This window comes from Pseudoalteromonas sp. PA2MD11, assembly GCF_017808125.1.
In the GTDB taxonomy this organism is placed as follows: domain Bacteria; phylum Pseudomonadota; class Gammaproteobacteria; order Enterobacterales; family Alteromonadaceae; genus Pseudoalteromonas; species Pseudoalteromonas simplex.
Genome location: NZ_JADKNF010000002.1, coordinates 392980 through 410785 on the forward strand (window position 1 = coordinate 392980; position 17806 = coordinate 410785).

Annotated in this window: 11 protein-coding genes and 2 tRNA genes; 4 read left to right on the top strand and 9 right to left on the bottom strand. The window is 38.4% G+C overall.

Annotation, left to right across the window (positions count from 1 at the left end):
- Window positions 1–402 precede the first annotated feature (402 nt).
- From ISP07_RS04460 to ISP07_RS04470, 3 genes are read right to left on the bottom strand one after another with little or no spacing between them, the layout of a single operon-like run.
- Complete coding sequence (locus ISP07_RS04460) at window positions 403–3549, bottom strand: hypothetical protein (RefSeq protein ID WP_209326939.1); 3147 nt, start codon at window positions 3547–3549, stop codon at window positions 403–405.
- The gene (locus tag ISP07_RS04465) at window positions 3519–6041 is read right to left on the bottom strand and encodes a hypothetical protein (RefSeq protein ID WP_209326940.1); all 2523 of its coding nucleotides are present in this window, start codon (window positions 6039–6041) and stop codon (window positions 3519–3521) included. Before ISP07_RS04465 ends, ISP07_RS04460 begins: the two co-directional genes overlap by 31 nt.
- Window positions 6038–6607, bottom strand: coding sequence for a hypothetical protein (locus ISP07_RS04470; protein WP_209326941.1), 570 nt, complete (start codon window positions 6605–6607; stop codon window positions 6038–6040). The genes ISP07_RS04465 and ISP07_RS04470 overlap by 4 nt, the downstream gene beginning before the upstream one ends.
- Window positions 6608–6861: 254 nt before the next feature.
- Here ISP07_RS04470 and ISP07_RS04475 point away from each other — a divergent pair.
- Window positions 6862–6938 (top strand) — tRNA-Val (locus tag ISP07_RS04475).
- Between the two features lie 142 nt (window positions 6939–7080).
- Window positions 7081–7165: transfer RNA gene (locus tag ISP07_RS04480), tRNA-OTHER, on the top strand.
- A gap of 623 nt (window positions 7166–7788) precedes the next feature.
- Here ISP07_RS04480 and ISP07_RS04485 read toward each other — a convergent pair.
- A complete protein-coding gene (locus tag ISP07_RS04485; RefSeq protein WP_209326942.1) occupies window positions 7789–8103 on the bottom strand; it encodes a DMT family transporter in 315 nt (104 codons plus the stop codon).
- Window positions 8104–8335: 232 nt separating this feature from the next.
- On the opposite strand from ISP07_RS04485, the gene ISP07_RS04490 reads away from it, so the two are divergent.
- Window positions 8336–9244 (top strand): substrate-binding periplasmic protein, encoded by a 909-nt coding sequence (locus ISP07_RS04490; RefSeq protein WP_194442272.1) that lies wholly within the window; start codon window positions 8336–8338, stop codon window positions 9242–9244.
- Between the two features lie 40 nt (window positions 9245–9284).
- On the opposite strand, the gene prpF is transcribed toward ISP07_RS04490, so the two are convergent.
- The 5 genes from prpF to ISP07_RS04515 all read right to left on the bottom strand — a co-directional run bounded on the left by prpF (window position 9285) and on the right by ISP07_RS04515 (window position 15981).
- Window positions 9285–10454, bottom strand: coding sequence for a 2-methylaconitate cis-trans isomerase PrpF (prpF, locus tag ISP07_RS04495; RefSeq protein ID WP_194442274.1), 1170 nt, complete (start codon window positions 10452–10454; stop codon window positions 9285–9287).
- A gap of 3 nt (window positions 10455–10457) precedes the next feature.
- The gene (gene acnD / locus ISP07_RS04500; protein ID WP_138600116.1) at window positions 10458–13049 is read right to left on the bottom strand and encodes a Fe/S-dependent 2-methylisocitrate dehydratase AcnD; all 2592 of its coding nucleotides are present in this window, start codon (window positions 13047–13049) and stop codon (window positions 10458–10460) included.
- Between the two features lie 117 nt (window positions 13050–13166).
- Window positions 13167–14291, bottom strand: coding sequence for a bifunctional 2-methylcitrate synthase/citrate synthase (gene prpC / locus ISP07_RS04505; protein WP_062565267.1), 1125 nt, complete (start codon window positions 14289–14291; stop codon window positions 13167–13169).
- A 24-nt stretch (window positions 14292–14315) separates the two neighbouring features.
- Window positions 14316–15191, bottom strand: coding sequence for a methylisocitrate lyase (prpB, locus tag ISP07_RS04510; RefSeq protein ID WP_054561375.1), 876 nt, complete (start codon window positions 15189–15191; stop codon window positions 14316–14318).
- Between the two features lie 76 nt (window positions 15192–15267).
- Complete coding sequence (locus ISP07_RS04515; RefSeq protein ID WP_209326943.1) at window positions 15268–15981, bottom strand: GntR family transcriptional regulator; 714 nt, start codon at window positions 15979–15981, stop codon at window positions 15268–15270.
- Window positions 15982–16261: 280 nt separating this feature from the next.
- Between ISP07_RS04515 and rsmF the strand changes: the two genes are divergently transcribed.
- Entirely contained in the window at window positions 16262–17701 is a 1440-nt protein-coding gene (gene rsmF / locus ISP07_RS04520; protein WP_209326944.1) for a 16S rRNA (cytosine(1407)-C(5))-methyltransferase RsmF, read from the top strand.
- The last annotated feature ends 105 nt before the right edge of the window (window positions 17702–17806 follow it).

Consider the following 17806-nt stretch of genomic DNA (forward strand, 5'->3'; position numbering starts at 1 on the left):
TGCTAATCCCAAACTCTCTTGTAGTGCTAAAGATAAATTCTGTGGTGAACTTAATGCATCAAGTAGTAGTTGCTCCGGTGTAGGTTTTGCTTTTTTAAGTTGAACAACATTCTGCTTTGTCTTGAACACTTTAAATGTAGCATCGCTTGATTGACACTGAAATTCAAACGCTGAAATTGAACTTTATTGATTTCTTGGCGTAAAATTATACTTAGTACTTTAGCTAGTTGAGCAATGATTAAAAAGTCAGCTTGATTTTGCCCTGTAGGGAAACCACTAAGCACTTAATAAAATTTCTCTTCACAATACAATATTTTCAAAGTCGATGAATTTAAATTTAATCATAATCACTCCCTGTATGTAACGAGCTTCAAAATTAAGGTTTGAAACCTCTACTCTATGTCATTCGCTTTGAAAGCTGAGTATTAATAACAAATGAAAAAAGCTAAAAAGGCTATGGTGTCGTTGTTCGCGTTTAAAATTAGATTTTCTGCTTATCAATACTGCAATTTCAAAGTAGCCATGCCCTGCACTATTTTGTAGATAACGACTTTCAGATAAAGCAGCATCTTTAATTTTTGCTTCTTTATAGCCAACTCTATTTTTCAGCTGCTCCCAAACTTGCTTAGCTTTAGTCGCTTCAGAAGCTGTAAGCTCTCCTCTGTGAAATTTTAAATTAAAGTGCCTATCTTTTAAATTCAACTTACTGCACAAAATAAGAAATTGCTCATTCACAAATAGATCGGGTGATCTAATTGCAAAGCTTTTTCCTGCTGCAGCATACTTTAAAATTTTAACAGCATGATAAACTTCAACTAATGTTAACTTATTACTTTTGAAGAGTTCATCCGCTTTATTACATAAATGTACAAATGCACGGTAACTTGTTTTACCTTTAGGTTTTTTTTTATCCTGATCGCCTGGACTAACATTAAAATTGGGAAAGTGTGGGATGACAGGAAGCTTCTTACCAAACTCAGGAAACATTTTATGCACCTTTTTTGCATTCTCATATAGACCAATAATGTGCTTAACTGATACCCCATACACTTGCGCTATTTCAAATGGTGAATTTATTTCTAAAGCGTTTAATATTTTTCCATAGTCTATCAAAGATACAGCTCTCATCGTTTTAAAACCATCATCTACATCATTAAAATTTGGTAAGTTATGAATATAGTATTTAAAGAATTGATCCCATGGTAATGCGCTTATTGAAGACTCTTCGTTTTTTGAGTAAAACTTAATACGCTCAACCAAACTATTGTTTTGTTCAATACCCTCTAACTTGGCTCTTCTAAAGCACTCATTTAAAAATTTTTTACTCACAGAAAATTGACTATTTAGCTCAATATAAAGCCAAATATCTTTTAAGTGCATATAACTAGATAGCGTTGTAGTAACAGACTTATGCCCCATGAGATGAGATAACACAAACATTTTTGAACGCGTGTTACTTTTAAGTTTTAGTCTGTATTGGAAACGCTCATTTAGTGATGATTCAAAAAGAACATCATTGGTAAATTCAAATTTAAGCTTCATTTCATCTAGCAAATTGCTGTTCATTCTACACCACGTCCAATTAGCAAAACTATGACGTAAATGATGGACTTTTATAGTGTAATCTTGACAATAATGCTGCAGTAAATGTGTGATTAACTCGAAAGAACGATCAACAGTACTTTGACAATTAAACAGCAATGCTCTTTTATGATTATTGTTTTTTAGCTCTTGATAAAAAGCTCTTAATATCTTTAACTGTTCGCGAGGCCACAGCCCATCCAAAGGAATATCTCGCCTTGCGGAGGCTGACTTTAACGCACGAAATTTATTCGGCCTAACACTTAATCTGCACCAGTCAAATTCACCATTTTCTGGTGCGATAGGCGAAAAATCTAAATCACTGATGTACAATTTTGCGGCTTCATTTCTTCTCAAGCCACTATAGAAGCAAAAGCATAGCAACAGATACGCATACAAATAATCTAAATTTATGAACGGTGAAGAGGTTTCAAGTTGGGAAAGATATCGCTGATATAAATATTCTAAAGTTGCTGTAATGTGTTGGGCTGATATTATATTTGCACTTACATTTGCTTTTGTTGAAGCAACATCTAAATTATCAACACTTAACCCCTGAACTATACCACTGCCCTTTAAAAAATCAGCAAAATAATATAAATACTTTCTTCTTTGCCCTGAGCTGAAATAGTTAGCTGCTTCATTTAGCTGATTTTCCCAATCACTACTTTTAAGGTGTTTATAATCGCATGATGTAAACACTATTAAAAATGGATGGCTGACACTCTTGACATAATCAATAACCGTATTAACTTTTAATTTTTGCTTATTCACTCCCCCATTCTTTAATAGATGATACAACCAGAGCATTAGAAGGTTTTGATAAACATTTTGATTTTTATTTTTGTTAAGAACTTGCTTAAAATCTAAAATCAGTTTTGCTCTAGATAGTTGTTTTTCTTTTTGTTTCAATTCGCTATAAACTAATTCAAGCTCAGTTTTTATTTCACTTGCAGGTGTATAAATAGAGTTAACATTTGATAAAAAATCAATTTCTGATGTTAGTGAACTATCATGCTCTAGCTCCAATAGTTCATTCGTTGAAATAGCTCTCCCTGTTAAAAGTCTCAAGAAAGATGTTTCAGATAATGTTACAGCCAAATTTACTTGAAAATACATCAAATACAAAAGCGGACTTAAATAAGTAATGTAAGCCAGCTTTCGTAATTTTTTTACTTTTGCAAATGTTATAGATGAAGCACCCAGTTCAGTATCCGAATGATGATATAGAAATGACTTAAGATAGTTATTTGTTTTTGTACTGTTATAAACTGGTAATAATTCAAAATTAGCCTTTGACTGCAGTTTAAATATCAACAATGCAACAACATCACATAAAAGGTAGCGTCGTGACTTGCTTTTTATGGACCCTAACCATAAAGTCAGCCCTCCACCATAGATTACATTTTCTGGTTGGTTGATTATTTCAGATATTTCATGCGGGTTACGAATGTCTGTTGTTAATAATATAAAAAGGGCTAAACGCCCATACTCTGCATCTACACCTAAATCTTGGCTAGGCTTCCTGATCTCTGCTTGTATTATTTCAATCAAGTCTATAGCTACAGGAAGCATAGTCATACTTGTCGGTACTATAATAGGTTTATCTTTTTTTAATTCTACGATTGAAGATACATTTAAAGCTTTAATCCCGTAATGCGCTTCTCCATAATTAAAAATCCCTGAAATGATTTTTAATTGTAACTGCCTAGTTGCTAAGTCTGTTTTAAGCTTATTTTGAATCTTTTTGAATTGATGTTTACAATATTTGGTTGAACATTTTTTAAAATAACGAAAGAGTAATTCACATATCTTACCGTAAAGGTCAGAAAGGCCAATATCAGTATAGTTTTCCTCAAAATCACCGCCATGCTTCAAATAAGCTTGCTCAATTTCTTGGTAACATGGGTGTAAATGTTTTTGCTTAACAAGATCGTCTAAGTAAGTATAGATTTTACTTTTTGCCACTTTACCTCCTCAAAAGCTTCGTCAAGATGAGGTAGCAATTCAACGGATACGCTCTTGTACCTTAAAGACGAATATTTAGCTAATGGCAATTGACCCACTTGCCAATGCCCCATTTGAAGGTCAATGAGTTCACTAGTAACGCCAACAGCAAGTAACTTACTTTTAAGCCAATGCCGCCCAGCATTTGAAGGAATAGATATTCCACTTGGTAAACATTCAATTAGTTTTTTTGGTGAAATTGGCTTCACTTTTAAACCAGTTGTTAAGTTTTCAAAAATAAATAGTGGACCATAATTTCTCCTTGAATTCTTAATGTCTAAATACCAAGAAGCAGTCTCTTCATAAGACATTTTTAGACTTAATTCTTTTGATGAAATAAAGTGGTCAATTTTCAATGCTAAATGAGGATTCAAAGCCCTAATAAGGCCTCGTAAGGATGTTAAATGCTCTTGGTAATCTTGAATTTGAAGTTTAAGAATATTAGGAATACAAACTAACCTAGAGTGTGTGAAATCACTATCATCTTTATCACTGATCCCTAAAAGATTAAATTGGGCGATAAATAGAGAAAAAGTTGGTAGAGGGTTCCAAACAGCCCTGTAGCCGGTACCAAACAGTAACATCCAGCTTGTGTAAACTACATAAGCATTATGATAAGCGACTAACCACTCTAACTTATGCTTCTCTGTTTGATTTTTATAGTGTTCAATTTCTTTTCTTAGGTCATTAATTAAACATGTAACTGTCTCATCTTTAGGGGTTAATTTAGAACCAACTGTTCTTGCCTCTTGGTGATAATTTGTCAGCTCATATAAATTTATACCTAATTTTTTTCTATGATAACACTCATAATCACTTTGAATTTCTTGCCAAAACTTGTTTAGCATTTCACAGCGAAAAAACTCACCTAAATTACTATAACTCTTTGATACTCTTGTAGAATATAAATTTAGGTCATAACTAAAATCAAAAATAATAGGATCGATAACACTAGTGGCATTTAAATAATTAACAACAAAATTACTAATTGAAGTTATGCTTATGCGAGATGACATTGATTTTTCAGATAATTTTTTTAATTTTTTAACTAAACGAACCTTTAAATACTCAACATTTATTGCTTCAAAAATTTTATTTGATTTACTTTCCTCCTTAACATTAGAAAGTATCAAATTACTTAAAAAATCCGGACATTTAGTAATAGCAAGCTCTTCCACTGTGAACAAACCCCGGTGCGTAAGTAAGGACTTCAAAGGCTGATTAACATTAAACACCCACCAAGCGACATTATTTTTATCAAAGTAAAGACCATTATTGGCATTTTCTAGCTCTGTAGTAAAATTAAGCTCCAAAGCCTCTTCAAATGTTTTGTTTAATAAAAACATACACCAACAGATCACGGCTAGTACTTTATTTTGTTTCTGGCTGGCCCATTTTTCTAATGCAGTAAAAAAAACTTCTAAATCTCTCTCACAAAGCAAACGCGTATCTTGCTTAGCCATGTTATGGCTACGAACTACATTGTTGGTAACATCAACCTTTCTTTTTACTCGCGTATCTTTACTAAAAACTTTATCTACACTTTTAATTTCTAGTTTATTCTCTTCTTCAAACTCATCAATTAATACATAAGGCATTTGCTCAAACAAATCATCATCTAAGACCCCATTCCCATCAGGTAAAAACTCCTTATCTGGCTTCAATACTTTAATACTGTCATTAGCGAGCAAATTTTCATATTTAGGTTTGTTGTAACGTTTAAATCTTAAATCACCTGTTCTACCTGAACGATTATATGACCTTGCCGGTTGCCAACTATCATTATAGAAATGAATTAAGCAATTAAGATAACCTTTGTTAGTTTTATTTTCATCATCAGTCTCTATGTATCTCTTCAGCTTACTAACAACTTTTGAACTAGGATCAGCTAAGTCTAAAATAATTTGATCAGGGTAAAAATCTGTATTTCTATTTAACATCAGAAGTCTGAATTTAGAGCAGACTTCATATTCCCTTGTGAATGTCTTTGTTGCTAGCTCGCTACTGATCAGGCTTTCCTCAACAACATAGTAATGTTTTATAAAGTGAACAATGAAATCTAGTGCCCTAGGTTCATGCTTATAATCATGCGATTTAATTAAAAAAACATATAACGGATAAGCAGCACACCATCCTTTTTTAAATGTTTTCTCCCTGTAATTAGTATTGTTTTCTTTTGAAAGTTTAATTTCATACTCGATAAAAAGATCAAAGATATATTTTTTAAGTGCAATTTGGTGTAACAACGTTTTATAAGCAGTTTTTGATGTATCACGTACAATTCTTATGAAATCAAAAACCCAATATAACCCCCTTAAATCATCAACTGGTGCTTTAATTTTCAATAAAAACTCATCAAAGTCATTTTTGATATCTTCTTTATCTATCTGAAAGCCTGTATTTTTGCATCCATCGACTAAATGGGTAATTAACTCTCTTCGTAAATAACTCATAACTTTATAACTTTATTACTGATTTTTAGCCATTTACAAAACTCAGTTTTTGTTTTTATTTTAGGAAAAAGCATTTGCCAATGTTCAGTTTTAAAAATATTCTCCTCACTAAGAAAAAGGCAATTTAACAACTTTGAGATAGAGTCACCACTCACATTGAAGTACTGCTTTAGCATTATTCTAAGCACGTCATTCAAAAAAATTAACTTACGCTGTTCGGGTTTTGGTCTAGAGGATACAATCAAGCAAGGGATAGTTGCGTTAACATTACTTACTCTTAAACGTTGAGACTTCATATATGTAAATACACCCGAAAAGGCAAAATATTTACCATCAATTTCGTAGCACAGAATTGGGGCTTGATATGCGTCAATTAACAATGACTCTAACTCATCAAAACTATCATCATTATTTCCCTTAAGGAAACTAACTAAGTTAACTTCTGAAATGATTTTCTTGATGGTTCTATCAAGCAGAACATTATCAAGTGCTACTTGTTCAAATCTTGCCGTGCAGAAAATTGAATTTATCTTCGCATACTCTTTTTCATACTTAGTGGGTAACATAGACTTCAACACAATAGTGGTAATAATGACATTTTAAGTTTGTGCCTAAACTGCGCCTTTTTCAAATGCAATTACATAAAAAACACACAAAAATACACAAATTAGAAAGCAGCAATAGATCATAAAATGTTGAATTATAAAGAATATAGGCTCTACATGTATCAGCATAAGTTAAATAGAACACGTCTTGACATGGTAGGGGTCGGTGGTTCGAATCCACTCGGTTGTACCAATCTTGATTTTAACATCCCAGTACGACCGTAGCTCAGTTGGTTAGAGCGCTACCTTGACATGGTAGAGGTCGGTGGTTCGAATCCACTCGGTCGTACCAATTCTTAATGTTCCAAATTTAAAACATCTGTAGCTCAGTTGGTTAGAGCACTACCTCTCTCTATGACTCACGCCAAAATCAGTGGTTCGAATCCAGTCGGTCGTACCAAAACATTTAATCTACTTCAGAATTAAATGCCTGTACGACCGTAGCTCAGTTGGTTAGAGCACTAACACTCTCAATGACCCACGCCAAAATCGGTGGTTCGAATCCACTCGGTCGTACCAATTCTTAATGTTCCAAATTTAAAATATTTGTAGCTCAGTTGGTTAGAGCACTACCGCTCTCTATGACCCACGCCAAAATCAGTGGTTCGAATCCACTCGGTCGTACCAATTCATTCAAATTCCTCATAATTTTATTATCCTAAAATCAATATTATACAGTTGAAACTCAGTTGGTTAGAGCACTACCGCTCTCTATGACCCACGCCAAAATCGGTGGTTCGAATCCACTCGGTCGTACCAATTATATCTTTATTGCTACTTTGTAATTCCTACAACTTATATTAATAAATACACTAATCTAAAAAGATTTACTCAGTTAGTTAGAGCACTACCACTCTCTATGACCCACGCCAAAAGTCTGTGGTTCGAATCCACTCGGTCATACCAATACTTAATTTTCCAAATTTAAAATATTCCTTAGCTAAGTTGGTTAGAGCACTACCGCTCTCTATGACCCACGCCAAAATCGGTAGTTCGAATCCACTCGGTCGTACCAATTCTTAATTTTCCAAATTTAAAATATGTAGTTCAGTTGTTTAGCGCACGACTGCTTCAATCGTTTGCTCTCAGTCTCATACCCTTAATTAGCGTTATGAAACTGAGTAGGAGCAGTAAAAACTATATTAATTAGCGAGTTTCAAACCAATAATACCAAGAGCAATCAGTAGTAAGCTGGCTATTTTTAATAGACTCACGCCTTCAGCTAATAGTGTCATGCCTATTATTGCTGAGCCAATAACGCCGATACCAACCCAAACCGCATACGCCAAACTAAGTGGTAATGATTTGAGCGCCACACTTAAGCAATAAAAGCTGGCAGCCATGGTTAAGATTGTAAAGTATGAAATGAGGGGTTTTGTAAAACCGTCTGATTGTTTTAAGCCATAAGCCCAAGCGACTTCAAGTAAGCCAGCAGCAATAAGTAGGATCCAATTCATGGTCGACCTCTTTATGGGGTCGTCCCCGAATTTAAATTACAACTTTAAGGTCGTCCTCAAAGCGGTGCAACGCTGCGCTACACTTGATGAAACCTAGCACGCCAAAATTAGCAAGGCAACTATAGTTATAAAGAAAGCTCAGCAAGTACGTTAGATATTGTTACAGTTACTAGGTTGTATATTTACGACAAAAGGCTAAGCTTTAGATAAATAATAAAAACTTAGATAATTTATGAAACTATTAACAGTGCTCTTTTTATTCGCCTCATATCAAGCCCTTGCGGGTCTAACACCTGTTAGTTTTGAAAAAAATGGTGAAATCGTCACTGAAGAAGCGGTGCGTTTCAACGGCGGATACGGTTATAACCTAAGTGCCAAACATGTTTTAAAGCTCGTCACTTTAGATTGGCCTCCTTATATTGACGAAAACTTGTGTAACAAGGGCTGGCTCTATCAATTTACTGTCAGCTCACTTCTTGAAAAAGGTTATGGCATACACATTGGTTTCTACCCATGGGCGCGTGCCGTAAGAGAAGCTGAATTAGGTCGCGCTGATATTCTTTTTCCTGAGTACTTCATTGAAGATGATGTTGTATCAGATAATTTTCTTAGTAAAACTCGCAACAATTTACTTGCTTTAAGTCATGAAATACCTGGTGGAGATCTATCATTCGTGGCGTTAAAAGGAAATCAAATCCCTTTCAATGGTGATTTAAAATCAGTTGAGAATTTACCTATTGGTGTAGTCCGCTCTTATAAAAATACCAAAAAACTCGATGCTATGATTGATAATAAAGAAATCGATACAATCGTCGCAAATAATGAATACCAGTTAATCCATCTTTTACTAAGTAATCGAGTAAGTCTGATTGTGGCGGACCTTGAAGTTCTTAAAGCCAGTGTTTATAAGTCTGAATTATCAATTAGCGGCAAACGACAAATTTTAGAATCACTGGTCGCGCTAGAACCAAAGCTTGAATACAAACCGCTTTATTATTCTATTAGTAAATCAACGCCGCACTGGCAAAAAGTTTTACAAGATTTAAATGATGAAATTGAACTGATGCAACAAAGCGGCAAGTTTGATGAATATATTGAAGGAATGAAACAACAGTGCTACGGATCAGACAAAGCGGCGTAACCGCCGCTTTATTTTGATAATATCAGTACGCGATTGAGTACTACTCGGGCACTCTAACCCAACCTTCCATCAACACACGCGCACTTCGGCTCATACTTGCTTTAGTGACTTGCCAATTGCCATCAACAAGTGTTGCAGCAGCGCCGACTTTTAAAGTGCCAGAAGGATGACCAAAGTTTACCTCTTGTCGCTCACCACCGCCTGCCGCAAGATTTACTAAAGTTCCAGGTATGGCAGCTGCAGTACCTATTGCTACCGCAGCCGTGCCCATCATAGCATGGTGCAATTTACCCATCGACATAGCACGTACCACTAAATCAATATCGGTTTCATTTACAACTTTACCGCTTGATGCGTGATACGTTTTAGCAGGTGCTACCCAAGCCACTTTTGGCGTATGTTGGCGTGCCTTTGCTTCATCAATATGAGAAATTAGCCCCATTTTCAACGCCCCGTAGGCTCGAATTGTTTCTAATTTTTCAAGTGCCGATGCATCACCGTTAATGGCTTCTTGCAGCTCTGTGCCATCATAGCCAACTTCACTGGCGTTAATGAAAACTGTAGGAATACCCGCATTGATCATCGTTGCAGACAACATACCAATACCCGGCACTTCTAGCTCATCGACTAAGTTACCTGTTGGGAATAAGGCCCCTTCGCCATCTGCAGGGTCCATAAATTCAAGTTTTACTTCAGCGGCTGGAAAGGTCACGCCATCAAGCTCAAAATCACCGGTTTCTTGCACTTCGCCGTTAGTAATTGGCACATGTACTATAATGGTTTTACTAATATTGACTTGCCAAACTTTAACTTCGACAACGCCGTTGTCTGGAATTTTGCTGGCATCAACAAGGCCGTTCGACACAGCAAAGGCTCCGACTGCAGAAGTTAAATTTCCGCAGTTACCACTCCAATCAACAAACGCTTTATCGATAGCTACTTGACCAAATAGATAATCAACATCGTGATCAGGTTTCGCGCTTTTTGATAATATTACCGTCTTACTGGTACTTGAGGTTGCACCGCCCATACCATCAGTTTGTTTTTGGTAAGGATCGGGGCTACCAATCACACGTAACAACAGGTTATCGCGCGCCTCACCTGCCACTTGGGCAGGCTCAGGTAAGTCAGTTAAGTTAAAGAAAACCCCTTTACTGGTGCCGCCACGCATATAGGTCGCTGGCACCTTAATTTGTGGTTTAAACGCCATCGCTTAGTGCTCCTCAGATTCTAAAAAATCTTGCGCGAAACGTTGCAGTACACCACCCGCTGAATAAATTGACACTTCTTCAGCGGTATCTAAACGACACGTCATTGGTACTTCAACGATTTCACCATTGGCACGGGTAATTACTAGTGTCAGTGTTGCACCTGGTGTTGGCTCACCTTTGACACTAAAACTCTCACTACCATCAATACCTAGCGTAGTTCGCGTAGTACCTGCTTTAAACTCAAGCGGTAATACACCCATACCAATTAAGTTAGTGCGGTGAATACGCTCAAAGCCTTCTGCTGCAATCACTTGAACACCAGCTAGGCGAACACCTTTTGCAGCCCAGTCACGTGACGAACCTTGACCATAATCAGCACCAGCTACAATGATAAGCGGTTGTTTGCGCTCCATGTAGGTTTCGATAGCTTCCCACATACGCGTCACTTTGCCTTCTGGTTCAATGCGAGCATATGAACCTTGCTTCACTTCACCATTTTCTTTAACCATTTCATTCAATAACTTAGGGTTAGCGAATGTAGCACGCTGTGCTGTTAAATGGTCACCTCGGTGAGTAGCATAGGAGTTAAAATCTTCTTCTGGGAGACCCATTTTAGCCAGGTATTCACCAGCAGCACTTGACGCTAAAATCGCATTCGAAGGTGATAAGTGATCAGTAGTGATGTTGTCGCCCAACACAGCTAATGCACGCATATCACTCAGAGAGCGTTCACCCGCTAATGCGCCTTCCCAATAAGGAGGACGGCGAATATAAGTACTTTGTGGACGCCATTGGTAAAGTGGATCGTTGTCTTCACCGTAATCTACACTTAAGTCAAACATTGGCTCGTAAACCTTTTTAAATTGTTCAGGTTTAACACTTTGTTTGATCACTGCATCAATTTCTTCATCTGATGGCCATAAATCCATAAGGCGAATTTCGTTGCCTTGTTGATCATGCCCTAATACATCTTTTTCGATATCAAAACGAATAGTACCGGCGATAGCATAAGCAACAACCAGTGGCGGTGAAGCTAAGAATGCTTGTTTAGCATAAGGGTGAATACGGCCATCGAAGTTACGGTTACCCGAAAGCACAGCAGTTGCGTATAAGTCGCGGTCAATCACTTCTTGCTGAATTTTTGGGTCAAGCGCACCACTCATCCCGTTACAGGTTGTACATGCAAAGGCAACAATACCAAAACCTAGTTGTTCAAGCTCAGGTAATAAATTTGCTTCTTCTAAGTAAGACTTAACCGCTTTAGAACCCGGTGCCAGTGATGTTTTAACCCATGGCTTACGAGTTAACCCTTTAGCGTTAGCATTACGCGCAAGTAAACCTGCGGCAATAACATTGCGTGGATTACTAGTATTCGTACAACTTGTGATTGCAGCAATGATACAGGCACCATCTGGCATTAAGCCTTCTTCATTCTCAACAACGCCAGTGATACCCGCTTTATCAAGTTCGCTTGTTGCAACACGGCGATGTGGATTTGAAGGGCCCGCAATATTGCGACCAACTGATGATAGATCAAAGGTTAACACACGCTCATATTCTGCCGTTTTAAGGCTATCACTCCAAAGGCCAGTTTCTTTTGCGTAAGTTTCGACGAGTTTAACTTGCTCTTCTTCACGGCCTGTTAAACGTAGATAATCAAGCGTGTTGTCATCAATGTAAAACATCGCAGCTGTTGCGCCAAACTCTGGCGTCATATTAGAAATAGTTGCTCTATCGCCTAAGGTAAGTGCATCAGCACCTTCACCATAAAATTCAAGGTAGGTCGACACAACTCTTTCATTACGTAAAAATTCGGTGATCGCTAATACAATGTCGGTTGCAGTAATACCCGGTTGTGGCTTGCCTTTGAGTTCAACACCCACAATGTCAGGTAAACGCATGTAAGATGCACGGCCAAGCATCACGCTTTCAGCTTCAAGACCACCTACACCGACTGCAATAACACCTAATGCATCGACCATAGGTGTGTGGCTATCTGTACCAACTAATGTATCTGGGAATGCCACGCCGTCACGTTTTTGGATCACAGGTGACATTTTCTCTAAATTGATTTGATGCATAATGCCGTTACCCGGCGGGATCACATCAATATTTTTAAATGCTGTTTTCGTCCAATTAATAAAGTGGAATCGGTCATCGTTACGACGGTCTTCAATAGCACGGTTTTTTTCAAATGCGTCAGGTTCAAAACCTGCGTGTTCAACCGCTAATGAATGGTCAACAATTAACTGTGTCGGTACCACAGGGTTTACTTTTGCAGGATCGCCGCCTTTTGCAGCTATGGCATCACGCAGGCCTGCTAAATCAACTAACGCTGTTTGACCTAAGATGTCGTGACACACAACGCGCGCAGGAAACCATGGAAAATCTAAATCACGCTTGCGGTTAATCAATTGCGACAGTGCATCATTTAGCATTTCAGGGTCACAACGACGAACTAAGTTTTCGGCAAGTACTCGCGATGTATAAGGAAGTGTGGCATAGCTGCCCGGTTTAATTGCATCAACAGCAGCGCGAGTATCAAAGTAATCGACGCCGGTGCCTGCTAATGGTTTTCTAAAATTTGTATTCATGATGATTCTACTTGTACTTGGTGACGGTGAACAAAGGTGGGCTGATTGTTTTTGTATTTATTTCGCCCCTTCATAAAGGGGTAGCCAAGCCACCCCTATCACTGATTTAATTAACGATTAACGCTCAGAAATTGGCGTGTAGCTACGCGCTTCTGGGCCAGTATAATCGGCACTTGGGCGAATAATACGGTTATTAGCACGTTGCTCTTTCACGTGTGCTGTCCAACCTGTTACACGGCTCATCACGAAAATTGGCGTAAATAACTTAGTTGGGATACCCATGAAGTGATACGCAGATGCATGGAAGAAATCAGCATTACAGAATAATTTCTTTTCACGCCACATAACTTCTTCACATCGAACAGATACAGGATATAGAACATCGTCACCCACTTCTGCAGCCAGCTTTTCTGACCATTTTTTGATGATCACGTTACGTGGATCTGATTCACGGTAAATAGCATGACCAAAGCCCATGATCTTGTCTTTACGCTCAAGCATACCCATCAGCGCATCTTCAGCTTGGTCTGCACTAGTAAAGCCTTCAATCATATCCATAGCCGCTTCGTTCGCACCACCATGTAATGGACCACGTAAGCTACCAATCGCACCCGTAACACAAGAGTGAATATCAGACAATGTTGATGCACACACACGCGCAGTGAATGTTGATGCATTAAACTCATGCTCAGCATAAAGAATTAAAGACACATTCATTACTTGCTCGAATAATGCAGATGGTGCTTCGTCATGTAACAAACGTAAGAAGTGTGCACCTACCGAATCATCATCTGTTTCAGTTTCAATACGAACGCCGTCATGGCTAAAACGATACCAGTAACAAATAATGCTTGGGAATACGGCAACTAGGCGATCAATCGCATCATTCGCCTCTGAGAAGTCTTGCTCCATTTCTAGGTTACCTAGCATTGAACAACCCGTACGCATTACATCCATTGGGTGCGCGTCTTTAGGAATGTTCTCAAGCACAGTTTTTAGTGCGTCAGGTAAACCACGAAGTGATTTTAGCTTTGCTTTATATTCAGTCAGCTCAGACTCTGTTGGTAATTCACCGCGCGACAGTAAAAAAGACACTTCTTCAAACTGTGCTTTATCTGCTAATTCACTAATATCATAACCACAATAAGTTAAACCTGAACCTGATTTACCTACTGTACACAGTGCTGTCTCACCTGCTACTTGACCACGTAAACCTGCGCCGCCTAATGCTTTATCTACCATGAGTGTTCTCCTTAAATGTTGTCGTTATGATTTTTTAGCTGAGAAAAGGTTATCGAGTGTGTTTTCATATGAGTGATAATCTAAAAACTCATATAATTCCGCACGTGTTTGCATATTGTCTACTTGGCTTTGTTGCGAGCCTTCGCTAAGAATAGATGAATACACATTAAGTGCTGCTTTGTTCATCGCTCTAAATGCACTAAGTGGATAAAGTACAATTTCAACACCCACTTCGCTCAATTGCTCTTTTGTATAAAGTGGCGTTTGACCAAATTCAGTGATATTCGCGAGAATTGGCACATTTAACGCCTTAGCAAACGCTTGGTAATCTGCTAAATCATGTACCGCTTCTGCAAAGATGGCGTCTGCACCAGCTTCAACACACGCTGCTGCGCGGTCAATCGCGGCATTTAAGCCTTCTTTTTGGAATGCATCAGTACGCGCCATAATATAAAAATCACTGTCTGTTTTGGCATCAACCGCAGCTTTAATACGGTCAACCATTTCATCTTTAGACACGATCTCTTTATTAGGACGGTGACCACAACGTTTTTGTGCTACTTGGTCTTCAATATGGAAGCCCGCTGCACCTGCTTTGGTCATTTCTTTAACGGTACGAGCAATATTAAAAGCGCCGCCCCAACCTGTGTCAGCATCAACAAGAAGCGGTAAGTCGGTAGCGCTGGTGATTCGACGAATATCTTCAAGTACGTTATCAAGGCTAGTCATACCTAAATCTGGCATGCCGTATGATGCGTTAGCAACACCCGCACCTGAGAGGTAAAGTGCTTGGTGGCCTGTTTTTTCTGCCATCATTGCGCAGTACGCGTTGACAGTGCCAACCACTTGCAATGGCTTGTTGTTGGCGATTGCCTGTTTGAATTTTAATCCTGCTGACATTGGATAACTCCTATCTTTGAACGGTTTCAGCTCTTTGGCTAACTCTATTTTTTAAATCTAAATTGTGACTGTTTAACTACGGCGCTACTGATTTTTTTGCTGCGAGTAAGTCAAACTTCGTCTGAATATTTGCCTGAGACGCACTAATATGGCGTTTCATAAGCATTTCGGCTAATTCACCGTCATGGTTTTCAATGGCATTAATAATAGCCAAGTGTTCATCAAACGCTTTTGATACACGTGGCCCAACCATCCCCATTTGTACACGGTACATACGAATTAACTGGTACAACTCATTACATAACAGATGAATTAAGTGTGCGTTTTTCGACCCTTTAATAATGCGATAATGAAAATCAAGGTCGCCCGCTTCTTGGTAGTATGATTCACCTTCTTTTACACGCTGTGTTTGTAAGTGCTGATTCAATAACTGTTTTAAACCCTGTACTTCTTCAGGTTCCATGTTGTCGGCAGCTAACCGACAAGCCAGCCCTTCTAAGGCACTACGAACCTGATAGACTTCGATTAAACGCTCGGCGGTTAGCGCAACAACACGACAACCGACATTCGCTTTACGCTCTACCAAATAACAGCTCTCTAAACGATTTAGTGCCTCACGTAAGGTGGCACGGCTTACACCATAGCGTTTAGCAAGTTCTGGCTCAGAAATTTTGCTACCCTGCTCGATGGTGCCTTGGACAATTTCACGACGCATGTCGACAAACACTTGGTCTGAGGCTGTTGTTATCGTGATATCGTTGTAGTTATCGTTGGCTTTTTGCTCTGTCATAATAGGTCTATCAAAGTACTAAATTAAGATTGTCGACAATTTATGAGTTCACTATGCGCCCTAACATTGAAACTGTCAACCTTGAGATCTGAAAAATAGGCTAAAAAACCAGCAAAATGTCGACATAAATTGATATTTATCAAAAATAATGGCTATAAAGAACATTTATATTAGCAATATGTCGACACTTCAATATCGCTCTTAAAAAGCTAAAAATATCCCCTGATAGCGCTATAAATGGTATGATCCAGCTATTATTACGTGATGTGAGAGCCATTTAGTGGACGCTAATACATATATTCCTGACTCATTTATTGATGATGTAAAAAGCTACCTTCCTGAACATTTATCATTAGACGACTTTATTGCAGCCTGTCGCCGCCCACTAAGACGATCTGTTCGCGTAAATACATTAAAAATGTCAGTCGATGAATTTCAGCGTCAATGTGCCAAAAAAGGATGGGAGTTAACAGCAATTCCATGGTGCGAAGAAGGGTTCTGGCTAACACGACCAAGCGACGAAGAAGCCGCCCTTGCAATCGGTAATACCGATTTACATTTAAGTGGTGCTATGTATGTGCAAGAAGCCAGCTCAATGTTACCGCCGGTAGCACTGAGAGCCGAAGTTAAGCAAAGCGACGCGGTACTTGATATGGCATCGGCACCAGGTTCAAAAACATCACAAATCGCCGCCATGATGGATAATAGTGGCGTGTTAGTGGCCAATGAGTTGTCATCGTCACGCTTAAAAGTATTGGCTGCAACCCTCAAACGTATGGGTGTGGGTAATTGTGCATTATCACATTTTGACGGTGTGATATTCGGGGATTACATGTATGAGTGCTTCGACAACATTTTGCTAGATGCCCCGTGTTCAGGTGAAGGCACGGTTCGTAAAGATTCAGACGCCCTAAAAAATTGGTCAATCGAATCTAATATTGATATTGCTGCTGTGCAAAAAGCCCTTATCAAAAGTGCCTTTTATGCCTTAAAACCAGGCGGCACATTAGTCTATTCGACCTGTACTTTAACACCCCTTGAAAACCAACAAGTGTGTGAGTATCTATTAGCAGAGTTCCCTGATTGCATCGAAGTACAACCGCTCGACAGCCTGTTTGATGGCGCAGACAAAGCGACAACCAGTGAAGGTTATTTACATGTTTGGCCGCAAACTTACGACAGTGAAGGTTTCTTCATCGCTAAATTTAAGAAAGTAGCATCAAGCGATAACCCAAATCAAAAAGTTAAAAAAGGCGCATTTCCGTTTGCTGAATTTGATAAAAAGCAAAGCCAAGCGTTTATGCAAACAATTAAAAAACAGTTCGGTCTAAAATCACTTCAAGGCACCTTAATGCAACGTGATAAAGAGCTTTGGTTGTTTCCTGATGGCTTTGATGAACTGCATGATAAAATTAAATACTCACGTTTAGGTATTCAACTTGGTGTGATCCACAAAGGCGGTGTTCGCTTAACTCACGAGTTTGCCACTGTCTTTGGCCAAGATTGCGATAAAAATACCTTTGAGATGTCTGCTTGCCAAGCAAACGATTACTTTAACGGTAAAGATATTAGGCTCGAAAAACCAACGCAAGATAATGGTGAAGTAGTTTTAATGTTATGTGGTTGTCCGGTAGGCCTAGGTAAGTGGCAAAAGAATAAAATTAAGAACTCATTACCTCGTGATTTGGTCCAAAATGCCCAGTTGATAACTTGGGTATAAGTTGCGCATAAAGACTGTATAAATAAGGCGCTAATTTAGGTAAAAAGCTGTAACAGACTGATTTTAAACCAGTATAAAATTTGTACATTTACCGTGCAATTTCCT

What these genes read in the sequence shown, in the direction of transcription:
- prpF (WP_194442274.1), bottom strand. Translation starts at nt 10,454, where the DNA reads ATGGCGTTTAAACCACAAATTAAGGTGCCAGCGACCTATATGCGTGGC.
- ISP07_RS04465 (WP_209326940.1), bottom strand. Translation starts at nt 6,041, where the DNA reads ATGAGTTATTTACGAAGAGAGTTAATTACCCATTTAGTCGATGGATGC.
- ISP07_RS04490 (WP_194442272.1), top strand. Translation starts at nt 8,336, where the DNA reads ATGAAACTATTAACAGTGCTCTTTTTATTCGCCTCATATCAAGCCCTT.
- ISP07_RS04515 (WP_209326943.1), bottom strand. Translation starts at nt 15,981, where the DNA reads ATGACAGAGCAAAAAGCCAACGATAACTACAACGATATCACGATAACA.
- prpB (WP_054561375.1), bottom strand. Translation starts at nt 15,191, where the DNA reads ATGTCAGCAGGATTAAAATTCAAACAGGCAATCGCCAACAACAAGCCA.
- acnD (WP_138600116.1), bottom strand. Translation starts at nt 13,049, where the DNA reads ATGAATACAAATTTTAGAAAACCATTAGCAGGCACCGGCGTCGATTAC.
- ISP07_RS04485 (WP_209326942.1), bottom strand. Translation starts at nt 8,103, where the DNA reads ATGAATTGGATCCTACTTATTGCTGCTGGCTTACTTGAAGTCGCTTGG.
- prpC (WP_062565267.1), bottom strand. Translation starts at nt 14,291, where the DNA reads ATGGTAGATAAAGCATTAGGCGGCGCAGGTTTACGTGGTCAAGTAGCA.
- ISP07_RS04470 (WP_209326941.1), bottom strand. Translation starts at nt 6,607, where the DNA reads ATGTTACCCACTAAGTATGAAAAAGAGTATGCGAAGATAAATTCAATT.